The sequence below is a fragment of the candidate division KSB1 bacterium genome (assembly GCA_034521575.1).
Lineage (GTDB): Bacteria > Zhuqueibacterota > Zhuqueibacteria > Residuimicrobiales > Krinioviventaceae > JAXHMJ01.
In genome coordinates this window covers 781,993-808,453 of the sequence record JAXHMJ010000002.1, presented here as the reverse complement: position 1 = coordinate 808,453, position 26,461 = coordinate 781,993, and the positions used below count along the sequence as shown (strand labels likewise).

At 44.2% G+C, this 26,461-nt stretch carries 27 protein-coding genes and 2 pseudogenes; 16 read left to right on the top strand and 13 right to left on the bottom strand.

The annotated features are described in order from the left end of the window. The first annotated feature begins 156 nt into the window (after positions 1-156). From U5R06_06580 to U5R06_06545, 8 genes are all read left to right on the top strand, one after another. Positions 157-1,581, top strand: a complete 1,425-nt coding sequence (locus tag U5R06_06580) for a tetratricopeptide repeat protein (GenBank protein ID MDZ7722479.1) — start codon at positions 157-159, stop codon at positions 1,579-1,581. Positions 1,582-1,628: 47 nt separating this feature from the next. Next, a complete protein-coding gene (locus tag U5R06_06575; protein MDZ7722478.1) occupies positions 1,629-2,510 on the top strand; it encodes a glycosyltransferase family 2 protein in 882 nt (293 codons plus the stop codon). After that, complete coding sequence (locus tag U5R06_06570; GenBank protein ID MDZ7722477.1) at positions 2,507-4,273, top strand: S8 family peptidase; 1,767 nt, start codon at positions 2,507-2,509, stop codon at positions 4,271-4,273. The genes U5R06_06575 and U5R06_06570 overlap by 4 nt, the downstream gene beginning before the upstream one ends. Next, positions 4,183-5,709, top strand: coding sequence for a VCBS repeat-containing protein (locus tag U5R06_06565; protein MDZ7722476.1), 1,527 nt, complete (start codon positions 4,183-4,185; stop codon positions 5,707-5,709). Before U5R06_06570 ends, U5R06_06565 begins: the two co-directional genes overlap by 91 nt. Further along, complete coding sequence (locus U5R06_06560; GenBank protein ID MDZ7722475.1) at positions 5,621-6,391, top strand: hypothetical protein; 771 nt, start codon at positions 5,621-5,623, stop codon at positions 6,389-6,391. Before U5R06_06565 ends, U5R06_06560 begins: the two co-directional genes overlap by 89 nt. A gap of 326 nt (positions 6,392-6,717) precedes the next feature. Continuing rightward, positions 6,718-7,023, top strand: a complete 306-nt coding sequence (locus U5R06_06555) for a dephospho-CoA kinase (protein ID MDZ7722474.1) — start codon at positions 6,718-6,720, stop codon at positions 7,021-7,023. Then, positions 6,968-7,285, top strand: coding sequence for a dephospho-CoA kinase (locus U5R06_06550; GenBank protein ID MDZ7722473.1), 318 nt, complete (start codon positions 6,968-6,970; stop codon positions 7,283-7,285). Before U5R06_06555 ends, U5R06_06550 begins: the two co-directional genes overlap by 56 nt. Positions 7,286-7,326: 41 nt before the next feature. Next, entirely contained in the window at positions 7,327-8,289 is a 963-nt protein-coding gene (locus U5R06_06545; GenBank protein ID MDZ7722472.1) for a calcium/sodium antiporter, read from the top strand. A gap of 202 nt (positions 8,290-8,491) precedes the next feature. Here the strand turns inward: U5R06_06545 and U5R06_06540 are convergent, their stop codons facing one another. The 8 genes from U5R06_06540 to U5R06_06505 form a co-directional block, all read right to left on the bottom strand. Continuing rightward, positions 8,492-9,031 carry a T9SS type A sorting domain-containing protein gene (locus tag U5R06_06540; protein MDZ7722471.1) on the bottom strand — a complete coding sequence of 180 codons (540 nt, stop codon included), beginning with the start codon at positions 9,029-9,031 and terminating at the stop codon, positions 8,492-8,494. Positions 9,032-9,045: 14 nt separating this feature from the next. Further along, complete coding sequence (locus U5R06_06535; protein MDZ7722470.1) at positions 9,046-9,390, bottom strand: DUF5777 family beta-barrel protein; 345 nt, start codon at positions 9,388-9,390, stop codon at positions 9,046-9,048. 50 nt (positions 9,391-9,440) lie between these two features. Beyond that, on the bottom strand, positions 9,441-9,785 hold the full coding sequence (locus U5R06_06530; protein MDZ7722469.1) for a DUF5777 family beta-barrel protein: 345 nt from the start codon (positions 9,783-9,785) through the stop codon (positions 9,441-9,443). Between the two features lie 112 nt (positions 9,786-9,897). Next, positions 9,898-10,467 (bottom strand): YceI family protein, encoded by a 570-nt coding sequence (locus U5R06_06525; GenBank protein ID MDZ7722468.1) that lies wholly within the window; start codon positions 10,465-10,467, stop codon positions 9,898-9,900. A gap of 10 nt (positions 10,468-10,477) precedes the next feature. Continuing rightward, the gene (locus U5R06_06520) at positions 10,478-10,849 is read right to left on the bottom strand and encodes a c-type cytochrome domain-containing protein (protein ID MDZ7722467.1); all 372 of its coding nucleotides are present in this window, start codon (positions 10,847-10,849) and stop codon (positions 10,478-10,480) included. A gap of 184 nt (positions 10,850-11,033) precedes the next feature. Then, positions 11,034-12,206, bottom strand: a complete 1,173-nt coding sequence (locus tag U5R06_06515; protein MDZ7722466.1) for a phosphoglycerate dehydrogenase — start codon at positions 12,204-12,206, stop codon at positions 11,034-11,036. A 9-nt stretch (positions 12,207-12,215) separates the two neighbouring features. Then, positions 12,216-13,298 carry a 3-phosphoserine/phosphohydroxythreonine transaminase gene (gene serC, locus U5R06_06510; GenBank protein ID MDZ7722465.1) on the bottom strand — a complete coding sequence of 361 codons (1,083 nt, stop codon included), beginning with the start codon at positions 13,296-13,298 and terminating at the stop codon, positions 12,216-12,218. Between the two features lie 16 nt (positions 13,299-13,314). Next, positions 13,315-13,941, bottom strand: a complete 627-nt coding sequence (locus tag U5R06_06505; GenBank protein ID MDZ7722464.1) for a redox-sensing transcriptional repressor Rex — start codon at positions 13,939-13,941, stop codon at positions 13,315-13,317. Positions 13,942-14,267: 326 nt separating this feature from the next. On the opposite strand from U5R06_06505, the gene U5R06_06500 reads away from it, so the two are divergent. Together U5R06_06500 and U5R06_06495 are read left to right on the top strand one after the other, a co-directional pair. After that, the gene (locus U5R06_06500; GenBank protein MDZ7722463.1) at positions 14,268-15,239 is read left to right on the top strand and encodes an NAD-dependent epimerase/dehydratase family protein; all 972 of its coding nucleotides are present in this window, start codon (positions 14,268-14,270) and stop codon (positions 15,237-15,239) included. Positions 15,240-15,257: 18 nt separating this feature from the next. Beyond that, on the top strand, positions 15,258-15,785 hold the full coding sequence (locus U5R06_06495; GenBank protein MDZ7722462.1) for a hypothetical protein: 528 nt from the start codon (positions 15,258-15,260) through the stop codon (positions 15,783-15,785). On the opposite strand, the gene U5R06_06490 is transcribed toward U5R06_06495, so the two are convergent. Both U5R06_06490 and U5R06_06485 read right to left on the bottom strand, forming a co-directional pair. After that, positions 15,703-16,119: a DMT family transporter gene (locus U5R06_06490; protein MDZ7722461.1), complete on the bottom strand. Its 417-nt coding sequence runs from the start codon at positions 16,117-16,119 to the stop codon at positions 15,703-15,705. The genes U5R06_06495 and U5R06_06490 overlap by 83 nt on opposite strands. Then, entirely contained in the window at positions 16,013-16,519 is a 507-nt protein-coding gene (locus U5R06_06485) for a hypothetical protein (protein MDZ7722460.1), read from the bottom strand. The genes U5R06_06490 and U5R06_06485 overlap by 107 nt, the downstream gene beginning before the upstream one ends. 269 nt (positions 16,520-16,788) lie before the next feature. On the opposite strand from U5R06_06485, the gene htpG reads away from it, so the two are divergent. From htpG to U5R06_06470, 3 genes and pseudogenes are all read left to right on the top strand, one after another. Continuing rightward, positions 16,789-18,696, top strand: a complete 1,908-nt coding sequence (gene htpG, locus U5R06_06480) for a molecular chaperone HtpG (GenBank protein ID MDZ7722459.1) — start codon at positions 16,789-16,791, stop codon at positions 18,694-18,696. A 146-nt stretch (positions 18,697-18,842) separates the two neighbouring features. After that, a pseudogene (locus U5R06_06475) lies at positions 18,843-19,727 on the top strand (amino acid permease). Further along, positions 19,714-20,277, top strand: coding sequence for an amino acid permease (locus tag U5R06_06470; protein ID MDZ7722458.1), 564 nt, complete (start codon positions 19,714-19,716; stop codon positions 20,275-20,277). Before U5R06_06475 ends, U5R06_06470 begins: the two are co-directional and overlap by 14 nt. Positions 20,278-20,707: 430 nt before the next feature. On the opposite strand, the gene U5R06_06465 is transcribed toward U5R06_06470, so the two are convergent. The 3 genes from U5R06_06465 to U5R06_06455 form a co-directional block, all read right to left on the bottom strand. After that, complete coding sequence (locus U5R06_06465; GenBank protein ID MDZ7722457.1) at positions 20,708-21,316, bottom strand: thioredoxin family protein; 609 nt, start codon at positions 21,314-21,316, stop codon at positions 20,708-20,710. Positions 21,317-21,336: 20 nt separating this feature from the next. Beyond that, the gene (locus U5R06_06460) at positions 21,337-22,146 is read right to left on the bottom strand and encodes a protein-disulfide reductase DsbD family protein (protein MDZ7722456.1); all 810 of its coding nucleotides are present in this window, start codon (positions 22,144-22,146) and stop codon (positions 21,337-21,339) included. Positions 22,147-22,354: 208 nt separating this feature from the next. Then, positions 22,355-23,389: a uroporphyrinogen decarboxylase family protein gene (locus U5R06_06455; protein ID MDZ7722455.1), complete on the bottom strand. Its 1,035-nt coding sequence runs from the start codon at positions 23,387-23,389 to the stop codon at positions 22,355-22,357. A gap of 342 nt (positions 23,390-23,731) precedes the next feature. Between U5R06_06455 and U5R06_06450 the strand changes: the two genes are divergently transcribed. The 3 genes and pseudogenes from U5R06_06450 to U5R06_06440 all read left to right on the top strand — a co-directional run bounded on the left by U5R06_06450 (position 23,732) and on the right by U5R06_06440 (position 26,425). Then, complete coding sequence (locus tag U5R06_06450) at positions 23,732-24,433, top strand: hypothetical protein (protein MDZ7722454.1); 702 nt, start codon at positions 23,732-23,734, stop codon at positions 24,431-24,433. 408 nt (positions 24,434-24,841) lie between these two features. Continuing rightward, a complete protein-coding gene (locus U5R06_06445; protein MDZ7722453.1) occupies positions 24,842-25,027 on the top strand; it encodes a hypothetical protein in 186 nt (61 codons plus the stop codon). A gap of 12 nt (positions 25,028-25,039) precedes the next feature. Continuing rightward, positions 25,040-26,425, top strand: a pseudogene (locus U5R06_06440) (sulfatase). The last annotated feature ends 36 nt before the right edge of the window (positions 26,426-26,461 follow it).

The following is a 26,461-nucleotide window of genomic DNA, read 5'->3' as shown; positions in this document are numbered from 1 at the left end:
TCAGGATGCTTATGAACAGGCCTTTACAAAGATTGGACAGGAAATTATCAACAAGACAGTATCCAATTGGTAAACCGAACCGGAAAATATTTGCTTGATGTATTTAAATAAAAACCGTATGTTATATACAACACTTAGAATGGGCATGAGGTTATTATGCAGTCTATGACAAATGAAATTCAGTGGTTAAAAAGCAAAGTTAAAAAATCCGAATCATCTTTTTTGATGGCTCGTCTTGCCGATCGATATCTCGAAGTGCAGGAACTGGACAAGGCGCTTGATTTCGGCCAAAAGGCTGTGGATGCAAATCCGGGCTATCCAACGGCACATTTCATTTTGGCAAAGTGCCACTATCAGCGTACAGATTATGAAAAATCCGAAAACGAAGTAAAAGAAACACTTCTCCTTGATCCCACTTTTCTGGGCGCCTTGAAACTGCAAAGTGAACTCGAAACCCGGGTCAGCAATTTTGATGCTGTGCATGACACATATTTAAGAATATTGGATTTTGATCCACTGAATACGGATATCGCAGAAAAACTTGAACTTGTCGATACCACATCTGATTCTGAAGAGCAGGATACTGCTGCGTTTGAACCTGATTCTGATTGGCTCCAGGGGAGCAAAGAATTTACAACTGAAGAAACTCGGGATACTTTTGAAGAATCAGAAGATCTATTCTCTTCATTTGGAGAACCGGAACAGTCCCCGGAAGAACCTTTCACGAGCGAAACCCTCACCAGTGAAGAAGAAAAATCGTTTGAGACGGATGAATTGACCTCTGATGATGCCTTTTCCTTGGGTCATTCCGAAAATGAGAAAGAGGAAGCGCAAAAACTTGATCTTGATCAACCGGGTTATGAAGAGGAAGAATCCCATTTTACAGAATTACTCGATGATATTTTCAGTCCGAATTTTGATGAGGAGCAAACAGACAAAAGCTCACCCGAGTTGGATCAAAAGGAAGAATCGGACGAGGCAATGGAGTTTGATCAGGATGATCTTTTTGCTGATGATTCAGAGGATGAAGATATGACTCCGGAGGAAAAAATATTACAGGATGCAGGCAATGAAGATTTTGATTTCCCCGGAGTTTTTTCAATGATAGAAGACGAGGATGAAAAAGAAGAGCCCTACAATCCTTTTGAAGAGCCCGAAGAAGCTTCTTCGGCTTCTGTTAATGCCGAGGAAGATGAATCAGAGGCATTCAAATCCTCGGATGAAGACTCTTTGAACGATTTCCTGGCAAGTCTTGATATCAATGATCCAACTTCTGGTTCTGACTCTGACGAAGACGAAGAGGCATTCAAACCTGAACCACCTGCTGCCAAAGAGGCGTTCAAACCTGAACCACCTGCTGCCAAAGAGCCGGTTGAGCCCCCCCAAAAAAGCCATGCGGAGAATGAAAACGATAGTGAAAATTTTGTAACTCCGACCCTGGGAGAAATCTATGCGGCTCAGGGGCAATATGCCAAAGCTATTGAGGTATTTAAAACCCTGATCAGTAAAAACCCAAATAACGAATGGTATCAATCAAAAATCGATTTTCTCCAGAAAAAACTGGACGAAAGTGAAGAATAATTTAGACTTGAATCCGGCGAACGTTTCAGGAATGACAGGATGAGTTTATGCAAATAGAACTGTCCGTCGTGATCGTGACCTACAACAGTTCATCCTATATTCTCGACTGCCTCTGTTCTTTGGTTCAATCTTGTCATGTCTCCACTCAGGTGGTGATTGTAGATAACGCCAGTACAGACGCAACTCTGGATATCCTGTACTCGCATCAAAATGCATTTGCCCTGTCGTTTACTCAATTTACTATTATTGCCAGTCCTGTCAATAAAGGGTATACTCGCGGAATTAATGAAGGCCTGCGCTGTGTCCAGGGTCAAAGTGTATTGCTGCTCAATCCGGATGTTCGGGTGACCGGAGATTTGAATTTACTGATGCAGATGCTTGATGACCCTAAAATTGGTATAATCGCACCGCAACTCAGGTTTCCCGACGGTTCCGTACAAGCATCATGCAGACGATTTCCCCGTCGCCGTGATGTTTTTCTAGAGTGCCTGGGATTTTCATCCTTTTTCAGGGCAAACCGGATTTTTAATCATTGGAAAATGCCCGATTTTGATCATTTAACCGAATATCTAAATTGCCAGCCTCAAGGCGCTTTTTTATTAACACGCAAAGCCGTCATTCGCAAAATCGGTATGCTGGATGAACGGTTTCCCATGTTTTTTAGTGATGTCGACTGGTGCCAGCGTGTTATCAATGCCGGATACATTGTAAAATTTACACCGCGAACCTGGATGATCCATTCAAAAGGCCAAAGCATCTCTCAACGACGACTGGAGATGATCATTTCTTCGCATCGATCATTTGTAACCTATTTTCATAAACAGGAACACAGACTTTGGCACAAAATCGGCACTCACCTGGTTTTTGTGGTATTACTGATCGGTACTCTGCCTCGTCTGCTATTTACAATGCTGCGTGAAAATTCATGAATTATAAAAACTCCACAGTCCTGGTTTTGTTGCTGTTCCTCTCTCACTCGTTTGCGGCGCCGACTTTGCTTTTCAAAGTACAAGAGACCCCGCTGGCAAAAAAACACACAGTTTGGGGTCGTACCGGTGTAAACCGTGTCGATCAGGTTTTACAGCGCTTACAAAAAAATGCTGTTCCACTGTTTACTCAAGCGGATGAAAATTTACAACGTTGGTATCAGATCTATTTTTCATCCGCGGATTCTGCTGAACACACTTTAGAGGTGTTGGCCGGGCTCCCGGATCTGGAATATGCAGATTTAAACCGGGCTTTTCGGCTGCATGATAGACCGGATGACCCGCGACTGGATGAGCAATGGGCCCTGAGCCGTGTGCAGGCCTTTGACGCGTGGGACATTGAACAGGGGGATGCGGCTATTCCGATCGCAATTATTGACACCGGAGTCGATTACAAACATAAAGATCTTGAAGCAAATATATGGATTAATCCAGGGGAAGACCTGAATGGAAATGGTGTCTTTGATCTCACGGATTTGAACGGTATTGATGATGACGGAAACGGATATATTGACGATGTCATGGGCTGGGATTTTACCGATGCTCCCAATTACCCGGATGGCGGGGATTATCTGGAGCGCGATCATGATCCAATGGACGAGCACGGTCATGGGACAGGTGTGGCGGGGATTGTTGCTGCGGTTTCAGATAATCAAATCGGCATTAGCGGACTTGCACCCAACTGCCGTATCATGAATTTGCGGGCCTTTACTGCTAATGGGTACGGTGAAGAAGATGATGTGGCTTCTGCTGTTCTGTATGCCATTGAGAATGACGCGCGCATTATCAATATGAGTTTTGGAGATGTATTCGTCTCTCGAGTTTTAGACGACGTAATCGAATACGCACGGAAAAAGGATATTATCATGGTGGCGTCTGCAGGCAATTCATCATCCGATGATGTTCATTATCCATCTGGATTCAATGCCACAATTTCCGTCGGTTCTACGGATGAATCCGATCAATTATCCGGCTTTTCAAATTACGGCAGCACAATAGATCTGGTTGCCCCGGGCAGTGATATCCTTAGCACTGATCTGAATGATGGTTATCGATTCTGGAATGGAACCAGTTTTAGTTGTCCTTATGTCTCCGCCGCTGCGGCTTTGCTGTTGTCCAGGAATACGGCATTAGCAGCCGAATCTATACGCGGTATTCTGGTAAACTCAACGGACCTCATTGGCGGAACAGATGCATGGAACCCGCTTTTCGGCAGTGGACGTTTAAATGTACTGCAAGCACTTTCAAAGCCAGTTCAATCCATAGTGCGCATCACGGAACCTGCCCTTGACCAGGGATTCGCAACCGGTCCTTTGATGATTCGGGGATCGGCGTGGAGTCCCTCGTTTTCAGAGTACAGTCTGTACTGGGGAACCGGATTTAATCCGGATGCCTGGAATCCGATTATAAAAGGCGTGACCACCCCCCTTATTGATTCTGTTTTATATGTTTGGGACCATTTACCCAAAGATGGCGAATATACATTGTCTTTGCGTGTACAAAATCGTGACGGGGCAGAAGAGAGACACCAAACCCGATTTTTCCTGGATTCTACTCCGCCTGTGATTTCAGAAACTGCCTTGTTCCCCATGATCGACGGACCCAATAGAGTTATTTGCTTGAATTTTATACAGATGATCTGTGCGAAGGAACCATCCATTACCGCGAGGCTGGTTCGCATGATGCATGGAATACGCAGAAATTGACTTTTAGAACCGTAGAATCGCGATTTCACCTGACTCCGGACCTCATTGATCAAAACATTGAATTTTATGTAACGTCCCACAACAGTTCAGGTTTGCAGACCGCGGACGATAATGACGGCGCATACTATCAGGTTGATCTAAGCCAACCGCCGCTGCCTGATATGGCGTTCGCCCCCATCGGTCTTGATATTGAGCCGGGCCGAATATTATCAGAATATTCTGATTATAATTCAAATGGCCTGCCCGAATTGATTGTATCTTCTCAATCTGATGGCGGGATAGGGCCTCTTGTGTTATATGAACTGCAAAACAATGCCATGATCCCTGTCTATACGAGTGAACAGAGACTGATTCCGCGTGATCTCAAAGATATTAACGGTGACGGGCGCCCTGAACTTTTAAGCGGCTTTGGATTCAACAGTTATTTGTATACCAGCCCTTCTGAGGGTGCGTTCCCGTCCCGGCTTTTGAAAGCCTGGGAGGGAAATGGTGCGGATCAGTACTGGGCAAGCCGGCTGGCTGATCTGGATAAAGATGGAAAGGGCCAAGTCATCATGCGCGTGGTGAGCAGCAGCGATGATCAGGATATGTTCAAGGTCTTTGAACTGCAGCCGGATGATACATTTGAGAGCGTCGCCGATTTACCCAATCCCACTCCGGGAGAAAATTTCTACGGTGTGCCGCATTGTGAAATATCCGATTTTGATGGAGATGGGTATACTGATATTTTATTCGGCGACAGTGACGGGGATATTTATATCTATGAAAACAAGGGTGATGATCAATATCAGGCCGTATGGCAGGACAGTCTGCCGCTGATTGACAGTATCGATTACATCGATCACGGAGATTTTGACGGAGACGGTGTCAGCGAATTTATCGCCGGCTGCCACTCACAGCCCAACCTCAATACAGAGCACTATTATGACGCTCGACATTGGTTGTACAGGGTTTATGACCGTCAAGGTGATAATGACTATAAAGTTAGAGCAGAATGGCGTTTTTTCGGGTTCGAGTCGCCTTCAGACTTTCAAAGCGGTGTATCTGCCGGTGATGTTGACGGCGATGGCGATGATGAAATCTATTTGTCCTTGTTTCCGGATTTCTATGTGATCGATCATGTCGATGATCATTACAAAATCATTCACTACCAGATGCCCGCTCAAACGGGCTCTGTACTCACCGGAGATTTGAACGTTGACGGAATACCGGAATATTGGATGTCGGACGGCAATCGTATTCGTGCATTTGCTTTGACAAGCGAACTTACAGCTCCCGTTCCACCCGTCGGATTAACTGCTGCGCCGCTTGACGAACGCACAGTCAGTCTGAACTGGCGGCCGGTGAATGGCGCGGATTCTTACACCATCTTTAGAGGGCCGAAAGCAGATACTGCTCTCGGAACGTGTAACGCTAAAACAGACCACATTCATTGATTCGACCGTCCAGTCAGACTCTGTCTACTATTACGCGGCTCGAACCCTCGATACCGACAAGGAACCGGACACCAGTATTTTATCCAGGACAGCTGCCGCGCGTCCCGGAAAACCGCCTGCATTGCAGACTATTCAACCGGTAAATTTGACGCATATTCGTTTGTTATTTAGCAAGCCGATGAATGAGCGTGCTAAAAACGTTATCCATTACAACTGTAATGCTCCGCCGAAAATAACATCAGCGGTTTTAGACCGGTCCGGGCGCGCAGTGATTTTGACGTTTGATGCAGAGCTCACAGCCGATCAAACATTTTCACTGTTCTGCTCGAATTTACAGGATGTCTATGGTATACCCCTGGATTCAGTGCGCAATTCTGCAGAGTTTACTATGGCATCTCCGGCAGTCACACCATATTTGAAAAAAGGAGAGTGGACTGACTGGAATCAGGCAGTGCTTGAATTCAGTACGAGCATGATGAAATCTTCTCTTGTAAATTCAAACAATTATATGTGTGATGCCGGGGACATAACAATTGCAGAGCTCACAAGCCAGTCAAAAGTCGCATTGACTGTCGCTTTTGATGAGCCGCCGGTAAAGGGACAAAGCATTGTGTTTCGTACAGATAATATTGAAAATAATTTGGGTATCAACAGTCAATCCCGGAAGGGGAGATCAGCTTGAACTTTCCTATCAACTAAATACAGTTAAACCGCATGATGTCATCGTTTACCCTAATCCTCTTAATGCAGCACTTTATGACAATATTACATTTACCAATTTAAAATCTTCATGGACGATTAATATTTTGAACGAATACGGGCAGCTTGTTCGATCTCTAAAATCTCAGCCTCTCCTGAATCGTGTAGCATGGGATATCCGAAATCAGCGGGGAAATAAGGTGGCGCCCGGTATTTATTTATATCAGATTAAAGCGGAAAGCACACAATACATCGGTAAACTGGCTATTGTAAGGTGATTATGAAAAACCATTGGTTTAACAGGCGGCATTGGCAGCGGAAAGACAAGCTGTAGCAAGGGGCCTGCAAAAATTCGGGGCTGTGGTCATCGATGCGGATGCCAAGGGCCATCTTGTACTTGAAATGCCGGATGTAAAATCAAAGCTTGGCCAAATATTCGGTCAAGGAATATTTGTAAAAAGTGATATCGATCGTAAAACACTTTCTAAACTGGCCTTTGAAAGCAAGGAAAATGTCCAGCATCTAAATCGAATAGTACATCCCAAAATTCTGACACTGATTGCAGAGGGATCCGCAAACGCTGGCCCGTCAGGATTTCAATTATATCGTCATTGACGCGGCGCTTTTGTTTGAAGTGAAGCTGGACAAATTATGCGACTGCACCGTTACTGTGGATGCTCCCATCGATCAATGTATAGAACGTGTAAAAAAACGCAATCATCTGACCGAAACCCAAATCCGGCAACGGATGCGGTTTCAGCTTTCTTTTCAAGAGAAACGGGCAAGAGCGGATTATGTGCTGGTTAATGATGCCGCACTTGAAATCTTACATGAAAAAATAAAAAAATTAAATGATTGGATATTGCACTTTTGCTGACCGGGTTTACTTTTCGCACGTGTCGTAATCCTGGAGGAATTGTGTTGATCACATTCATGTTCTTGAGCCTTGGCTTTTTTCTGATAGTAAAAGGTGCGGATTGGCTTGTCAACGGGGCATCGCATCTGGCAAAAAATTTTTCGATCTCTGAATTGGCTATCGGACTTGCCATTGTCGCTTTCGGAACTTCTGCACCTGAATTGATTGTCAATATTATCGCCTCCATTCAGAATAAATCAGATATCGTATATGGTAATATTATAGGCAGCAATCAGTTCAACCTCTTTTTCATTCTGGGGATTTCAGGGTTAATCACTCCCTTGTCCGTAAAATCCAGTACTGCCTGGAAAGAAATACCTTTTTCATTGATTGCAGTTTTGGTTTTGTTTGTTTTATCGAGTGACGAGCTTTTGAGAAATGCCTCTTTATCACAGCTCAGCCGCACCGACGGTATTATTCTGGTTGGTCTTTTTGCCGGTTTTCTATTTTACGTGGCTGATCAGCTCAAAAATGAACCCAAGAGGGAATTGAAAACCAGCAACTCGATAGGCACCAGACATATTGTATTTTATTTGATCATCGGTTTGGCTGCTCTTTTTATGGGTGGGGAGATGGTGGTCCGAAATGCCGTCGAAATGGCCAAAAAACTGGGTATAAGTGAAATGATGATCAGTCTGACCGTTGTTGCTGTCGGAACATCCCTCCCCGAACTGGCAACCTCGGTGACCGCTGCCGTGAAACGAAATAATGACATTGCCGTTGGAAATATAATCGGATCCAATGTTTTTAATATTTTACTGGTTATTGCATCCAGCGCGGTTATTCGTCCGATACATTATTCGGATGCATATAATGCAGGATTGATCGTCTTAATCGCAGGCACTTTATTCCTCACTCTGTCCATGTGGACCGGAGGACGGAGAAAACTGGATAGATGGGAAGCCTTTATTCTCCTGTCAGGTTATTTAATCTTTCAGACCTGGTTCATAATGCAGCATGTCTGAATCGGCTAAACTGGTCCGAACCAGTTGTTGATTAACCGGTGAAATCCCGGCGTTGACTGGTATCAATGAGTTCTGAATATCATATCCTACCACTTATCTTAATAACAGCATAGACCTGGTCTTGATAACAGTGCCGGCACGCAGTCTGGCAAGATAAATACCGCTGGAAACGCTCTTGTTCTTGGAATCTTTCCCATCCCATTTAAATGTCAACGTCCCTGAACGGAAGTTCAGAATCCACCAATGTCCGGATATGCTGACCCTTAATGTCAAATATATCGATTCGAACAGGTCCGTTTTTGCTAATGAATATCTGAATCTGTGTACCTGAATTGAATGGATTAGGATAATTGCTGATGCCATAGGTTTCTGGCTTGTTTTCAGCAAACCGTATACCGGATACACTTTCCGGATCCCCGGGGTTGGTAACCAAATCCGGGGATCCGGGATCGCCATCCCCTTTTTCCCAGCTGCCGTCGGGATCAAGCAGTTCCTGGCCATTTGTGCCTCCGTCTTCATCTGCATCCAGAATGGCAAGATCATTTTCCCATATCACATCACCGTTGACATCCAGATATTCAGCTTCGATCAGCTGACCGAATGGATTGCGGGGTCCACCCGTGCCGGTATGACAGGTTCTGCACTGAAATACAGAGCCGTTTGGAATCTGGTCAACCCGCTTTGATCTGGGAAAAACGCTTACTGCACAGAACACAACCGTTACAAAAACAAATAATCTCATGCTAACCTCCACTCCTATAAAATACGGGATATTAAAAAGCCAAAACGTAAATTGTTTCCATTAAACGTTAGATCGGATCCGGTCAGATATTGGGTCATATTAATTTTATCCTGATTTGTAAAGAATAGCTTGAAAAAATGACCGCCTGTCTCCAATTCGATACCCAGTGAAACCGTGTTATAGGTTTGCCGCCATCCGGATAGGGTGGGACTATATTCAATGATCAAACTCCAGAATTCTGAAATATAATATTGCATATAGCTGCCCCAAACAAGGCTGTATTGAAGATCCTTGCAAAAGGGCTGAGCATTGTAAACATAAGAGGGTACAAATCCGAGTCCGAGCTTATCCTCGTACAGAGCATTCAGAATGATCTGACCATAGTATTGGAACTCTCTGGATCTGTTTTTTACCGTACCGGTTGGTCGAGTTGTGAATTCCAGGCAGCTCCGCCCTGGAATGTCAGAACAACGGGAAGCAGGTCATTGTCCCAGGTCCATGCTTTATATCTAAGCTGCAGATCAGCATTATCATAAACATTTGTACGTCCCACATTCACAAAAATACGGTCTGTAATTGCATACCCGAGCGCAAGTCTGATGTTAGCAGGGCCGTCTAATCCCCAAAACGCTTTAATCCCATCTCCCACGGGCGGACGAAATCGGTGCGATACTTTGAAAAGAATGTCGCCGCGAGAAGGCGTTTCAGCGCTCGGCAGTACCAGCGCATTCAGGGAATGAAATAACTGCAACAATTGGGACTGTTGTTCTGAGCGATTCCAGGAAGTTTGCAATTCTTGTGGACAGAGGAGGGCAGAATAAAGAAGAACGATAACTGCTATTAATATTGATTTCACAGCAAATCCTTTACTTTTGTACCGGCTGCATATAAACTTTCACTTGTAATTGTATAATTTCACTTAGCTTGAGAAACATCAGTTTCGGGATCTTTATGTAATGATCGGAGAGTAAGACCTGAAATTCACTATATGCTTGATATTGGTCGTCGTCCGGGGTTACCTGCACCTCCATCTCTAACGGTTTTTCCACCCCGTGCACGGAAAAGGTACCCTCTGTAAAAGCGATAAAGCCGCTGTCAATGGCAGCCGAATCTATTTCTGTGATTGTTCCTTCATAGGTGGCATAGGGGTATGTTTCCGTTTCCAAATAATTTTCACGCATATGACGGTTGCGCAGCCCGATTCCGGTGTCCAGTGTCTGCAGTTCCACCTCGAAATAAAACTTGTTATTTACCAGAACAGCGTCATTGTCCCATACCACATAACCATCAATCTGGCCGGTCACGCCGTCAAACGTTTCTACCTTGGCATCACTTATAAACCTGACCTTGTTCTGCGCCTCTGTATCTACATGATATTCTGCAGGATAACTGAATGAGGCAAGTGAAAGGCATAACATTAAAATGGATAATTTCATTTCTATCCTCCTAATCATTTGGAGCGCCCCGATCAATCCAGGCGGCAACAGAATCAATTTTGGCATCGCTCAAAGGCCCGGATGGAGGCATAAGAGGTGCGTTGTCTCCGACGAGGGTCAGATACAGGTAACTGCTGTCGCTGTCAAATGGAAGCACGCGCACATACTCTGAAGTATTGACTGGCTCATTGACAAGATTGTTGTATGCTACATCATTTGAAAGATCCAAGCCTCCTGACGGTGTGGTGCCGGAATGGCAGGAGACACAGTTCGGATTAAAAACAGATGCTTGGATCTGTGAAAATGTTGTTCTATTTCCGATCAGGCTTTTATCGGAAACACGATCGCAATCTGATACAATATTTTGCTCACATCCAGACACAATAAATAGTAAAAGAAAAAGCAAGAACCGATATCTCACAGTTTATCCTTTCTCTAACTTTTTAAAAGTTAGAACATTTGTTTAAAAGGTTGTATTCCTAAAAGGAGAGCGGAGGTCTTTAAAATTAGATGCGGCAGGACATTGGAGAAAACCGGGCTCAGAATACAAACCCGGTTTGCAGGGTTTATTTACATTCGATAACACGTGCGGCGATAATACCATCTATAGCTTTTAATTCACCGATCGCCTTTTCATCAAAATTGCCTTCGATATCGATAATGTTATATGCATATTCATCCTGATGTCGGTTCAGCATGTTGGAAATATTAATGTTGCGGTCTGCCAGTACGCCGGTGATCTTTTGTACCATAGCCGGAATGTTTTGGTTGATGACAATAAGGCGTATGTCGCCGGTAAACTGCATCTCACAATCCGGAAAATTGACACTGTTGACCACATTGCCGCATTCCAGGTAATTTACAAGCTGAGTCGCAGCCATGATTGCACAATTGTCTTCGGATTCGGGTGTGGATGCACCCAGATGTGGAACGCCGATTACACTGTCGTGTTTAAGCAGTTCTTCATCAGGGAAATCCGTGACATAACAGGTCACAATGCCGTCATCCAGCGCCTTTTTTATGTCATTATTATTCACCAGACCGCCGCGGGCAAAGTTGAGAATTCGTACACCTTTTTTCATGATCGAGAATTTTTCCGCATTAAACATACCACGGGTTTTATCCGTCAACGGCGCATGAATACTGATGTAATCAGCTTTCGAGACCAGATCATCAAGGGAAACAGCTCTTTGAATATTACGGGATAAACCCCAGGCGCTGTCCACAGACAAAAACGGATCAAACCCAATCACATCCATCCCGAGATCATAAGCATCGTTTGCAACATTGACTCCGATAGCGCCAAGTCCGATTATACCCAACCTCTTGCCTTTGATTTCAGGGCCGGCAAATTGGGATTTGTTTTTTTCGATGAGCTTCGGCACTTGATCACCTTCGCCGATCTGGGTTTTGGCCCAGTCAACACCCTGCACAATTTTACGGGAAGCCAGAAACAATGAACATAAAACCAACTCTTTTACACCATTTGCATTGGCTCCAGGGGTGTTAAATACAACGATGCCGCGTTTTGTACAATCATCGACAGGTATATTGTTAACACCAGCTCCGGCTCGAGCAATGGCCAAAAGTGACTCCGGGAACGGCTCGTCATGGAGTTTATAACTGCGCAGAATATATCCGTCGGCATTAACTGTTTCACTGGACACTTCATACTGATCTCTGGGCAGCAAATCAAGACCACGTGGTGAAATTTTATTGTACGTCTTTATCTTGTACATAAAAATCTCCTATTTGTGTGTTTGTTCAAAATTTTTCATAAATCCGACAAGTTTTTTAACACCGTCAACGGGCATGGCGTTGTAAATGCTGGCGCGCATACCGCCTACGCTCCGATGGCCTTTTAAAGTCTTTAACCCCTGCTCTTCAGCCTCGGCGATAAATTGTTTATCCAAATCCGCATCAGGCGATACAAACGGTACATTCATCAAAGAACGGTCTTTTTTCTCGGCTGTTCCCTTGAAAAAATCGGATTGATCCAGATAATCATATAAAAGCGCTGCTTTCTCTTCATTTTGTGCCTGCATGGCTTTGATGCCGCCGTTGTTTTTCAGCCAGTCAAACACCAGTTTTGCGATATAAATATTATAGCAGGGAGGGGTGTTGAACAGAGAGTCTTTGGATACATGTGTTTTGTAATTCAGCATTGTAGGTAAAGTATCCGGGGCATTTCCAACCAGATCATCACGGATGATGATGATGGTCACACCGGCCGGTCCTATATTTTTTTGCGCGCCTGCAAAGATAATCCCGAATTTGTTGACATCTATTTCTTCAGACAAGATATTAGATGACATATCAGCCACAATCGGAACATTACCTGTGTCAGGAATTTGTGTGTAACGTGTTCCATAGATGGTATTGTTGGTGACGATATAAAAATAATCGGCGTCTTTGGTAAAGGAGGCCGGATTCAACTCAGGAATATAAGTATAGTTTTTATCTTCGGATGATGCAATAATATTGACAGTACCAAATCGTTCGGCTTCCGGTATGGCTTTTTTTGACCAGGCGCCGGTATGCACATAATCTGCTTTGCCGTTTTTCGTCATAATATTCATCGGAACCATGGCAAACTGGGTCGAGGCTCCGCCCTGAAGAAAAAGGACATGATAATTATCCGGGATGTTTAAAAGCTCTCTCAAAACAGCTTCAGCGGATTTAATAATATCATCAAATGCTTTTGATCGGTGGCTCATCTCCATCACAGACATGCCGGTTCCGTTGTAATCCAGCATTTCATCTGCTGCTTTTTTGAGCACCGATTCGGGCAGGGTTGCAGGACCCGCGGAAAAATTATAAACTCGTGTCATATTCTGTCTCCTTTTTTTATTGACTTTTTAGGGTGATAAACGATGATAGGATGGAAAGTTCTGTCATAATATCTATATTGCTTATAAAAACAGGCTTGTCCGGGATAGTAATTATACGCTGTGTGAAATTCAGTATCCCGCGTATGCCCGCATTAATCAATGTGTCGGTCATGTCCTGAGCAGCTTCTGTCGGCACCGTCAGCATTGCGATTTCTATATTCAGCTGAGGAATAATCTCCGGGATATTATAAGCGGGATAGACCGGAATATGAGTACGTATTGTCTCAACCCTGTTGGTATTGGAATCAAATCCGGCTACAAGATTATAGGTATCCGGTTGATAGTTGAGATTGAGAAGAGCGCGGCCGAGTTTGCCCAGGCCGACAATGCACATATTACGCATCTGTGCCAGTCCCAGCTTGTCTGCTATGACGGCGGCAAGCTGCTTGACATCATAACCGCCGCCTCCGCTGCCTTTTTCATCCAAATGACTGATGTCTTTACGGATACTATGCGATCCCACGCCGAGTCGATCCGCCAGCTGAAAAGAGGAGATGCGTGAGATATCCTGTTGTTCCAGGGTCTTCAGAACCCGGTGCAGCTGACAAAGACGTGAAAGTGTTGGTTTGGGTAATCTGTGCACAGAGTTAATATCCTTTCATGGCTTAACTGTGAATTATATCACAAATATACGTCAATTAAGGCTTTTTGTCAAGGGAAATAATATAAATAAACAACCAAAAATAGTAACAAAGTAAATTTCTGTGAAATAAATCACATAATGCGTCCTTTTTAGATGCCGCCAAACCGGCTTCATTTTCAGGGTTCAAAAGACAGTCAAAGCACAGTATAAGAGTTGACGTTGTACCGGTGCTATCGGTCAAATAAAAATTATTGAATTTTATGGCTTAAACTGTTAACTTTAAAAAAAAGGCAAACAATGAAAGTACTATTTATCGGTGGTTCCGGGTGATCAGTTCAGCGTGCAGTGAATTGGCATTGAAAAATCCGGATATTGAACTCTATTGGTTTAACCGCGGCGAAACTGAAATTGATTTAAAGCCTGCCCCGCATTTACTCACTGGTGATATTCGCAACCGAAATCAGGTGGAAAGCATAGTCAAAGCTCATACCTTTGATGTGGTGGTCAACTGGATCGCTTTTACTCCGCAACATGTCAAACAAGACTATGAGGTTTTCGGCGGCAGAGTCGGACAGTATATTTTTATTAGTTCTGCTTCGGCGTATCAGACACCGGCGATGCAGTTTCCGATTACAGAAGACACACCGCTGGACAATCCGTTTTGGCAGTATTCTCGTAATAAAGCCGATTGCGAAAGGTTTTTGAACCGCCGCTGCGAACAGAACAAGTTTCCAGTCACAATAGTTCGTCCGTCACATACCTATAACCGCAAAATGCTGCCCATCATTGGAAAATACACCACCTTTGCGCGTATGCTTCAGAACAAAAAGGTGTTCATACACGACCGGGGTGAGTCAGTCTGGATTTTAACGCATCATAAAGATTTCGCCAAAGGCTTTAACGGACTTTTGGGCCTTGAACCAGCTGTAGGTGAAACCGTGCATATTACCTCAGATGAGCTCCTGTCCTGGAACCAGATCTATCAGACTATAGCCGAGGCAGCCGATGTTGATCTGAATGGCGTTTATTTGCCGTCTCATCTAATTAATGCTTATGATTCGGAACTCGGTGCCGGACTCCTGGGTGATAAGAGCTGCAGTATGATCCCGGACAATTCGAAAATCAAATCACTGGTCCCCGGTTTTGGTGCCGAAATTCCATTTGCACAGGGCGCCCGGGAAATTGTGGACTATTACTTGAATACGCCCCAGGCCCAGGTTCTTGATGAACAGTTTGATTCACTGACAGATAAAATGATCAGCGAATGGGAAGCGTTTTTGAATATAAAACGTTCCTAATTAAAAACGGGAGGTCATGTGCGTTTCTTATCATGTTTTATTATTCTGTGTTTTTTTACAGGATTACCTGCATATTCACAAGCGTATGATCCCTTTGATCATTCAGACCGAGCCATGAATGCGCTGCTGGGTTGGGGCGCATTGTCCATCGCAACCGGTACAGGAATGCTGTTCAGCGGCAATGCCAGAGTACAGTACGCGGGCATTCAAAATATCGCATGGGGAGCGATTGATTCAGGTATCGCATTCTGGGGTAAATCCGGTAATGTGAATGACCGATTGCGTTTGAGTCCCCAGCAAAAAACGATAAATTTTCGCCAGGCGTTATGGATCAATGGATTGCTGGATGTTGTCTATATCGGGGTCGGATATGCGCTGTATCGCAACGGTAAAAATGAAAGGGTAATAGGCAGTGGTGTGGGCGTCATGATCCAGGGCAGTTTTCTTTTCGCATTCGACTGGATCAATTATGCGCTGACTTTGCTGAATTGCGTTCGCGTCTGCGCTGTTTTTGCTGTCCCAGTTGTGAGATCAGCATTCCGGTGAACATTAAACCGCACCCGAAAAGACCGCGCAGCGGCATTTGCTCACTCAGCAGCAACCAGCCGCCGACAACCGCAAACACGGATTCCATGCTTAGAAAGATCACCGCATGCGATGGCGGTGCGTATTTTTGTCCAATAATCTGTAAACTGTATGCAATGCCTACCGAAAATAAACCGCCATACAATATCGGGACCGCAGCCATGCTCACAGCATGCCATTCGATCGGTTCAGCAAAAACAGCCACAATCATGCTGAATATCGCACACGCGCCGTATTGTATAAATGCGAGTTGACCGGATCGTATACGTCCTGCCAAATGTCCGATGATATGCACATGTATCGCATAAAAAAATGCAGACAAAAACACATAGACATCGCCGCGCTGTACTGTAAATTTGCCGTGTATGGAAAGAAAGTAAAGTCCCGCCACGGCCAGAATTGCGCCAATCCAGTTGTGCCGGCTGATTTGATGGCGCAAAAAAAGTCCAAAAAACGGAACCAGGATCACGTAAAGTCCGGTTATAAATCCCGCATTGCCCGGCCGTGGTATATACCAATCCGATCTGCTGCAAAGAGGAAGCAATAAACAGCGCAGCGCCTGAAATAATCCCGGCAATTACGTATTTCCAGGAAAACGTCGCCCGGTATTTGCGAAAGCGTGTGAACGGGTAAAGTGCCAGACATCCCAGGGCAAACCGCAGTCCGTTGTATAAAAAGGGGCCGATATGATCCATACCCTGACGCTGAAAGGCAAAGGCAAATCCCCACACTGCAGCAGTGAGCAACAATATCGAGTCGGATTTAAAGGTTGACATATTGTCTCTTGGCATGACATGTTCCGAATGAATGACAAATTGTCTGTCAGTCTGACAGGCTCAGTATTTCAGTTCATTATATTATAAGTTAAATAAAATCAATTTAATATTCAACTAAAATATGATTGCATGGAATTTGCAACAGATTCTAAGAAAATGCATAGTTTTGAATTAATCAGGAGGACAAAATGACCCAGGAAACACAGACGGGAAAACAATCTTTTGAATTTCAGGCGGAAGTTCGACAGCTTTTGGATATTTTATCCCATTCACTCTATACACACCGGGATGTGTTTATCCGGGAATTGATATCCAATGCAACGGACGCCCTTGATAAAGCGCGGTTTAAAAGTGTCAAGAATGAAGAAATGGCAGACAGTGAGCTGTCATTTGAGATCAATATTGAACTGGATAAAGACAAAAATCAGCTGAAACTATCCGATACAGGAATCGGCATGACTCATGACGAACTGGTGGAAAACCTCGGCACCATTGCCCGATCCGGCACCACTGAATTTATCAAACAGGCCGCTCAGAACAAAGAAGATATCAGCCTGATTGGTCGATTTGGTGTCGGTTTCTACTCGGTGTTCATGGCTGCTGAGACCGTCAAGGTGCATACCAAATCAGCCGAGCCCGGGACTCCGTCGTGGACATGGATCAGTGATGGGACTGGAAAATTTGAGATCGAAGAGGGTCCCCACGATATGAAGCGTGGAACGACTGTTGTGCTGCAACTGCGGGAAGATGCCAAAGATTTTGCTGAAGAATCCAGTGTCAAAAGTATAATCGAAAAATATTCTAATTTCATTCCATTCTCTATCAAAGTAAATGGTGAACAGGTCAATACAGTGAGCGCCATATGGAGAGAACCCAAGTCGAATATCAAAACCGAGCAGTACAATGAGTTTTATAAATTTATCTCACACAAACAGGAAGATGCCTTGACCTGGATGCATTTTTCGGCTGATGTTCCGCTTCAGTTTCATACCCTGTTCTTTGTTCCCAAGACCAATCTCGAGTTTATGGGGTTTGAAGCCGAAGACGAAGGTATTCAGCTGTTTGTGCGCCGGGTACTGGTGGATCCGCATAATTCGGATATTTTACCCAATTATCTGCGTTTTCTGCGCGGTGTGATCGAAAGCGATGATCTGCCGTTGAATATCTCGAGGGAAACCCTTCAGGAAAATGCACATATGATCAAGATCAAAAACACAGTGGTCAGCAAATTCCTGGCACATCTACAGAATCTTGCCGACAAAGAGCCGGAGACGTACACCACATTCTGGAGACAGCACGGACGTATTTTCAAAGAAGGCTATAACGATTACGCCAACAAAGACAAAGTGGCATCGCTATTTCGATTCAATTCCTCGGCTTGCGAAACCCCGGAAGATCTGGTTTCATTGGATACCTATATTGAGCGCATGCCTGAAAATCAGGAAGAGATTTATTATCTCTCCGGGCCGGATTACAAAACTTTGAACAGCAATCCGAATCTGGAAATATTCAAAGCCAAGGATGTAGAGGTGTTGTACTGCTACGATCCTATCGACGAGTTCGCATTACCCGGTCTTTTTGAATATAAAGGAAAGCAGATCGTATCCGCAGACACAGTGGATATGACCAAACTGGAAAAGCTGCCGGACCTTGAAACAAAGCCGGAACCCGAGGGACTGAAAGCGTCACAATCCGATCTTGATAAATTGGCGCGCCGGATTAAAGATATTCTCGGTGACCGGGTTGAGGATGTCAAAATCTCCGAACGCCTGGTCGACAGCCCCGCAGTACTGCGCAGCGACGCTATGTCATCCCAAATGGAAAAAATGATGAAAATCTATACACAGGATAATTCCACAAAACCCAAAACGATGGAAATCAACAAAAAGCATCCGCTGATACATAATCTTTTAGCAATTTATCAAAAAAATGCCAAAGATCCGGTTCTGAATGTTGCGGTTGAGAACCTGTTCAACAGTGTCTCGCTGCTGGACGGAAGCATCAATGATCCTCAGAGTATGGCTGACAGCATTCAGAATATGATTTCGCAGAGTCTGGATTTATACAATCAGCAACCCGGATCAGAAGAGAAATAAAACTATTTTCAGTCAAAAGCCGGCTTTTAATTGAGAGCCGGCTTTTTTAACCGGGGTTATTCGTTTAAGGGGTGTTGTGCTTGCTTTATGTTAATCTCTTGTGATTATTTCAAATAATCAAAACTTTTTTATTGTTTAATACATAAATGGACAGACCTGAGCATACGGTCTATTTTTCATACAGCAAACGATGCGTTTATTTGGCAATGCAGGATCACTCAAAGACACGAATGAATAATCCGCTGGAACGCAAACTTTCCCTGTTTCCGCTCATCAATATCGTTGTGGCGAATATGATTGGAGCGGGAATATTTACCACATCCGGACTGCTTATGCAGAACCTGCGTGATCCGCGGATTATGCTGGTTCTCTGGGTGGTCGGAGGCGCGGTGGCATTATGCGGTGCGCTGAGCTACAGCGAGCTCGGCGCCGCATTCCCGCAGGCCGGCGGCGAGTATTCATTCCTTACACAACTGTATCATCCCAGTCTGGGATTTTTGAGCGGCTGGACATCACTGATCGCGGGATTTTCCGCGCCCATCGCAGCATCCGCTATAGGCGTTGGAAAGTATTTGTTCCGGGCTTTTGATGTTTCCGCCTTGTCAATGGGGGGCGTTGAGATATCTGTTCAAACCGGACAGAAAGCTTTGTCCGTTGCCGTTATTGCTCTATTTACGGCGCTGCATACTCGAGGGATTAAACCCGGAACATATGTGCAAAATCTGCTTACTATACTGAAAATAGCAATTATTGCAGGATTGATTGTCAGTGGTTTTACACTCGGGAACGGCAGTTACCAGCATTTTTACCGGGACCGTGAATTTGTTTTTGATGTGAATGCATTCAAAAATATCGGCCTCTCTCTGATGTGGATTATGTTTGCCTATAGCGGCTGGAATGCCGCCACTTATGTGGGTTCGGAAATCAAGCGCCCTCAAAAAAACCTGCCGCTCTCATTGCTGTTGGGTACAGGTATTGTTATCCTGCTTTATTTTGCCCTCAACCTGTTTTTTGTTTATGCTGTGCCGCCGCTGGATATGCAGGGTGTATGTGTCCATTGGCGGACTTGCTGTCGAACGTGCTTTTGGCAGCAGCTGGGATGCCGCATTGTCCGTTCTGATTGCATTTGCATTGTTTTCTTCACTCAGCGCTTTTATTATTCTGGGACCGCGAGTATATTATGCCATGGCCAGAGACGGTGTGTTTTTCAAGAGTCTCGCAAAAGTACATGCCCGGCATAAAGTACCGGTTCGGGCGATTATACTGCAGGGATTGATCGCCTCTGCACTTGTACTTTCGGGTACATTTGATCAGATTCTCACTTTTATGGGGTTTGCCCTGGGTGTGTTTCCCCTGTTTGCAGTGTTTGGATTGTTTAAACTGCGACGGCGCTGTAAACCCCAGCTCAGAATTTCCGGCTTTCCGGTGGTGCCTGCGATTTATCTGACAGTTAGTCTGGTGATTCTGATTTTTGCATTTCTGCAGCGGCCGCTCGAGTCAGGGTTAGCTCTTGTAACTGTCCTTGCAGGAATTCCCGTTTTTCTCATATTTCGACAAAAGAACCCGAGACAGCAAAAGTGACCAATCTCATCTATATATTATCTTTCTGAAAATCACAGAATGCATCGGCTGGATATGAACTCATCCGGCCATATTCGCTCTGCATATCGCGTCTGAATGTGCTTTGGGGATCATAAAAAATTGTATCTCTTAAAATTAAATTACGGGTACTTTACAGGATCAGCATGGCAGGCATTCCAATGATAAATCTGTATTTACTGCTTTTTTTGCATAACAGTCAAAGCCGTGACTGCCTTTATCACTGTTTGGTCTTGATCGAAGAATGATTGGAAATGTTTGGTTTATTTGGCTGCTCAGAACTTTGAATTTGATGATTGAACGGAAACCGATGAAAATTTATTTTCCATTGTAATCTTTTATCGTTTGAGAGAAGGGGGCTACATTCACAACACAGCGCCTGATGGGACAGACGCTGTATTGGTTTTTGTGTTTAATATTTCACCGAACAACCGTACGGTTTGGTGCTGTTTACACTGACATCTTTACCGGACAAAAGTTCATCCAGAGCTTGTGAAGCATAATTTTTGGCTTTGGATACATCCGCAGGATCTGTGGACCGGATACTGTCAATAGCACCATTATAAACCACTTTACCTTCTTTATTGATGATGAACATGTGTGGAGTTGTTTTCGCGCCGTATTGATTACCGACGCTACCGTCATGGTCAAGTAGAATTGCTGTGGGATCGGCATTATCCAGGATTTCCAGTTCCTGTGCTTTTTCAGCAGTCAGAAAACCCGGCTTTCCGGGAGCAGAAGAAGTAACCGTGAGCCAAACAACACCTTTCTCAGTGTATTTTTCCTGCAGATTCTGCATGTTATCACTTTTATAGTGTTTTTGCACAAACGGGCAGCCGTAATTAAACCATTCCAGCACGACAAGTTTTCCGTCATATTGTGATAAAGAATGTGTCTCTCCTTTAACATCAATCAGATCAAAATCCGGAGCTTGTTCACCTGTCTGTACACCGGCGACAAGTAATGCCGGAAACAGAAGCAGCGCAATATACAATAAATGAATTGATTTGGTTATTGACATATTTTTCCTCCATACTATTTTTAATTGATTACTGTTTTAAATTTAATCGCTTTCTTTTTGGTGTTTTCAGTTTCATAGATGACGACACCTTTTAACTGTTCAGGTAATTCAGTTAGATAAGGAGATTTTTGAAAGGTTTTGCTGTATTGATCGCCCTGTTTTTCTAAACGGTTATTTTCTGTATAAGAGACGACACTTTCCTGTTCAATGAAAACTTTTATATCAGTCAATTTCTCAGGCGGAGTTAATTTGACGACAATTTTATTTTGTTCAGCCAGAGCTGTCACGATCCATTTATCATCAGGCCGTGGCAATGACTTGAGGGCGGAGCGGATGAGCAATGCATGCTGTTTATGGTCTTTCGGGTGAACCGATTTGACCGGCAGCCGCAGAGACAATTCTGCTTGACCGGGGATACAGGCATCGGAGCACGCCAGCCAGTTCACTTTGGTTTGCAGGGTGACCGCAGACGCAGGAAGAGACTCGGGCGGAATCAACCGGGTGAGCAGCACCACCTGATCATTGTATCCGAATGTGACTTCTAATTCTGACTCGAATCGCGAGGGATACGGCCATTGTATCGGGCCTGCCTTGAACCCGGCCGGGAGCGTCCATTCAATTTGGCTTGGTAACCCGGAATCACCGGGATTTTTCCAGTACGTATGATAGTGATCACTCATGGACAAATATATTCCAACCAGGAAAGGTCGGCCGGGTTGAATGGATGTCTCCTCTGCAATCAATTCCGCCTTTACCGGAAGGTTTTCCCGGGCAGAGATACCTGAAACAGCAAAGCTGCACACTATGATGATTTTGATTGCTTGTTTCAAGGTTGCTCCCGTTGTGATAATGATCATTTCTCTTTAACAATTCAACTGGAGAATACCGTTGAAAATTCCTGTTGATTTCTCATCAAAGTAAAGAACGTGCTCGCATGATTAACTGTTAATGGCTGTTCTGAATAAGGGTTCCGGGTGACCCATCATTGCAGAGCAATGTCCGCATAGCTCTGCAATGACTTGAATAGGATTTGATACCTCACTGGGAATGAACCACATCAGCCATTGCCTGCAGATTTTCGATCGGAGTGTCGGGTGATATACCACCTCCGGCTGAGAGGATGATCGGACCATGATCATGTGCTGTTTTCAGCAATTCCCGGGTTGCTTGTTTAACCTGGTCTGCTGTAGCGCGCACCAATGTGTCAACAGGAGGGAGGTTGCCAAACAACACCATATCGTCACCGACCAACTCACGCGCTCTTTCTATGCTGATCTCATGACTGAAATTAAACACATCAATGCCGCATTCAGCCAAGCCTGGAAAAATTTTGTCATTTGGAGTATCATTGTGAAATAAATGAATCATATCCGGGAAACTGTCAAATATACGTTTCAGAAAGGGAAAGGCGAGCTGATCAGCCATCTTGGGGCGCATCATACCGGCAATATCGTCAAGCACCAGAATTCCAAACGGATCGTCCATACGGTCCAGCTGCGCCTTTAGCCATTTAATGCATAAATCAGTGGTCTTTTCAAACAATGCCAGGCAGTTTTCCTTGTCCAGACGGGTAGCCGTTAATAGTTCTGTAACACCAATCAGATGTGCGGCGACTGCAAGAGGACCTCGAGCGGCTGCCATTTTTGGGGGAATACCATCCTGGTTGAGAATTTCCCGGGTTCGTTCATATTGGCGCAGTATCACCGGCATCATACCGTGATGTTCAGGGTCCGGCGTATCTTGTTCAATAATTGCCGCTAATCCACCCGGGAAATGATGCAGCGACGGGGGAGACCCGGGTTTCCATTCAATTTTAACACCCCACCCACTGGGTTCTGCAGACATGCCATACTCGACCCAGCTGCCGGGAACAAATGCAACACCGGGAAGATCTTTTAAAACCTGACGGTAAGAGTTTAGCCAGACTGTCTGATCAAAATAAAAATCCAGTGTATTCACATCCATGTACCCGGGCATCCAGGGAGAATCAATAATAATGCCCATCATAACATCATTGCTTTTTTCTTTGACAATGTTGTAAAAACGATTTAACGTTTCGCTGTATCGGTTCATAAAACCACCTCCTTTTAACTGAACCGGTTCACTTGCTCGTTAAAATAAAATACACATTATTCATCAATGTTTCAAGTGCTAATTGCGATTAATGGATGAATTTTCAAAATACACAGCAGTCAAATTCCGGTTCAAGGGATAAATTGTATCGTAGAACCAATGTCTAATCGACCTGGCCGGATGATTGTCTTTCAAAAGTATAAAAGTACATATAAAATGCAAGAAATGAGTTGCATGGTAACATGCAATTCAGTAATTTTCAGAAAATAATAATGCTTTTTTAATTCCAATAACTTGGGTGCATGATGCGTATTATTCGTGGATGGAGTTGGCTTTTTTGTCTTGATCAGCGCCATAACTGTGAATGCCCAGATCGAATGCGATCTGGAGACCGGGGCGGTGTTCAGCGGTTACAATGATGTGCGTATTCCCGGCGATAACGGAACAAAGTTCTCTTTATCCGAAGAATTGAACGCTGATCCGGCTGCATTTTTCCGGATTGGTCTGACTTTGGATTTTAATCCCCGTCATCATCTAAAGGCGTTGTATGCGCCCCTGTCTATCAATTCAACCGGAACCCTGGACCGGGATTTGATCTTTACAGATGAAATGTTTTCAGCCCGGACTCCGATTGAAACTCAGTATAGATTCAATTCATACAGGTTGACATACCGTTATGATTTTTTAAGAAAAGAAAAACTGCAATTGGGAGCAGGATTTACAGCAAAAATACGGGATGCTGAAATCAGTGTCAAAGGAGGGGGGAAAGAAGCGTCAAAGACCAATGTAGGTTTTGTACCCATCATACATTTTAGAGTATTCTATAAAATGACAGATCGGTTTGGATTTCTACTTGAGGGCGATGCACTCGCTGCTCCTCAAGGCCGAGCAGAAGATGTTCTGGCTGCATTAACTTTCAGAGCAACCAATGCCTTCGATTTAAAGCTGGGTTATCGCATTCTGGAAGGCGGTGCGGATAATGATGAGGTTTATAATTTTGCACTGATACACTATGCTTCACTGGGCACATCGATCCGCTTCTAATTCCAATACAGGTGGTTTCAAAGTTGAGCAGCATATTAAATACTTTAAGTAAATAGTTTTACTTGCTGCTATATAATAAGATAAAGATATTTTATAAAGTACCTAGTGATCGGCGTTTAATTTGAGTCCCGGCTTGTGGAAACCGATTATTGTGCATGGGATAAACTTTTTTTATGCACTTTTTTTGCTCTGAAACAACTGTTAAGCAATCTAAAATCTGGCCCTCAGGTTTATTGCACCCTGGAATTTTGAAAGCAGATACATCACTGGATTTGTAAGAATTTATATATTTGCTCATTTTAAAGAGTACTCTTTGTATTACAATGTTTGATGGCTTTAAATTATTAATACTGTTCAATTTGAAAAATATGTTAAATATTTTGAATTCAATATTCAGGAGTCATACGTATGCCGAATAGACGGACATTTTTTAAACACGGACTCGGTTCAATGGCAACCTTGTCAGTATTTCCGTTTACCCGATACGCTGTTCAACGGCATCCCAATATTCTGTTTATCGCAGTCGATGATTTGAAACCGCTGCTGGGCTGTTATGGTGATGAGTCAACTTTATCGCCGCATATTGATCAATGAGCAGAGCAGGGAACGTTTTTTTTTAATAATCACTGTCAGCAGGCTGTTTGCGGGCCTTCTCGTGCGTCTTTATTGACCGGTCTGTATCCGGATGAAAACAACCCATGGGGATTCACAATGATTCGCGAGGCGCTGCCGGATGTGGTTACTTTACCGCAGTATTTTAAACAGAACGGATATACTACAATCAATATCTCGAAAATATTTGATTACCGAACTGTAGATAAATACTGGGATCAGCCCTCCTGGACACGAGCTTTTCCTTTATCAGAAGAGGCTATGAAACCGTATTATGCTGATTCAACCGGTCCGGTTTGCGGTTATTTTTATCAATCGCCGCTGGTCAAGGATGTATTTGCACAGGTTGAAAATGATACAGGACTTTCAGGTCATGCATTGATACGCAAAGCGCACAAACGCATCAAACCGGCCACTGAATGTCTGGATGTACCGGATAATGCGTACAAGGACGGTGTTTTCGCAGACAAGGCTTTGGCGGACCTGGAAAAACTGTCACAATCCGACAGCCCATTTTTTCTTGCAGTCGGATTTGAGCGTCCGCATTTGCCGTTCACAGCACCTGAAAAATATTAGGATTTATATGATCCAAAGGACATTCAGCTGGCGGAATATCAGCGGATGGCGGAAAATGACCATGCGTATTTTTATACAAAATCACCGGAGCTGCAGTCCTATACTGCTGAAAACGGTGATCGTATTTATGATAAACTCGAAAATAGAAAAAAACTTTCCGGGACCGAGCAAAGTCGCTTGATTCATGGATACAAAGCCGCTGTGAGTTATATAGACGCTCAAATCGGCAAAATCATGAAAAAACTGGATGAACTGGACTTGAACCAAGAGACCATCGTTGTGTTGTGGGGGGATCATGGCTGGCATCTGGGCGATCACGCTCTGTGGGGCAAAGCCACTAATTTTGAACAGGCCACACGCTCTCCGTTGATTATTCGTGTACCTGGACAAACTCCAAACCGCACATCAAAATCAACCGGATTCATTGATTTGTTTTCAACCCTTTGCGAACTGGCCGGACTTGATATCCCGTCCCAGGTCTCCGGCCGCAGTCTGGTCAGGTTGATCAAAGGTAAAGAGGATCCAGATCATACTTTTTCAATCAGTCAATACACCCGTGATAATAAGATGGGATATGCAGTACGCGATGAACGTTATCGGTATGTTGAATGGATCGAGGCGGGCCTGCATGCTGATTCGGACTCTGAATTAAATCATATTGTCGGTAAGCAGCTATTCGATTATGAGCAGGATCCTCTGGAAACTGTAAATGTGGCGGAACAGTCAAAGTATGCTGAGGTTCAGGCAAAACTGGGGGCCTATCTCAAAAAACATTTGAAAACTATCAGTTATAAGAAAGAATGATGTAAAGAGGCAGACTGTTTTGCCGGGCATAGGTTG

Coding starts and splice junctions, on each gene's coding strand:
- U5R06_06580 (MDZ7722479.1), top strand. CDS start 157: ATGCAGTCTATGACAAATGAAATTCAGTGGTTAAAAAGCAAAGTTAAA.
- U5R06_06575 (MDZ7722478.1), top strand. CDS start 1,629: ATGCAAATAGAACTGTCCGTCGTGATCGTGACCTACAACAGTTCATCC.
- U5R06_06570 (MDZ7722477.1), top strand. CDS start 2,507: ATGAATTATAAAAACTCCACAGTCCTGGTTTTGTTGCTGTTCCTCTCT.
- U5R06_06560 (MDZ7722475.1), top strand. CDS start 5,621: ATGGCGCGGATTCTTACACCATCTTTAGAGGGCCGAAAGCAGATACTG.
- U5R06_06540 (MDZ7722471.1), bottom strand. CDS start 9,031: ATGAGATTATTTGTTTTTGTAACGGTTGTGTTCTGTGCAGTAAGCGTT.
- U5R06_06525 (MDZ7722468.1), bottom strand. CDS start 10,467: ATGAAATTATCCATTTTAATGTTATGCCTTTCACTTGCCTCATTCAGT.
- U5R06_06515 (MDZ7722466.1), bottom strand. CDS start 12,206: ATGTACAAGATAAAGACGTACAATAAAATTTCACCACGTGGTCTTGAT.
- serC (MDZ7722465.1), bottom strand. CDS start 13,298: ATGACACGAGTTTATAATTTTTCCGCGGGTCCTGCAACCCTGCCCGAA.
- U5R06_06485 (MDZ7722460.1), bottom strand. CDS start 16,519: ATGGATCATATCGGCCCCTTTTTATACAACGGACTGCGGTTTGCCCTG.
- htpG (MDZ7722459.1), top strand. CDS start 16,789: ATGACCCAGGAAACACAGACGGGAAAACAATCTTTTGAATTTCAGGCG.
- U5R06_06470 (MDZ7722458.1), top strand. CDS start 19,714: ATGCTGTGCCGCCGCTGGATATGCAGGGTGTATGTGTCCATTGGCGGA.
- U5R06_06465 (MDZ7722457.1), bottom strand. CDS start 21,316: ATGTCAATAACCAAATCAATTCATTTATTGTATATTGCGCTGCTTCTG.
- U5R06_06455 (MDZ7722455.1), bottom strand. CDS start 23,389: ATGAACCGATACAGCGAAACGTTAAATCGTTTTTACAACATTGTCAAA.
- U5R06_06445 (MDZ7722453.1), top strand. CDS start 24,842: ATGCCGAATAGACGGACATTTTTTAAACACGGACTCGGTTCAATGGCA.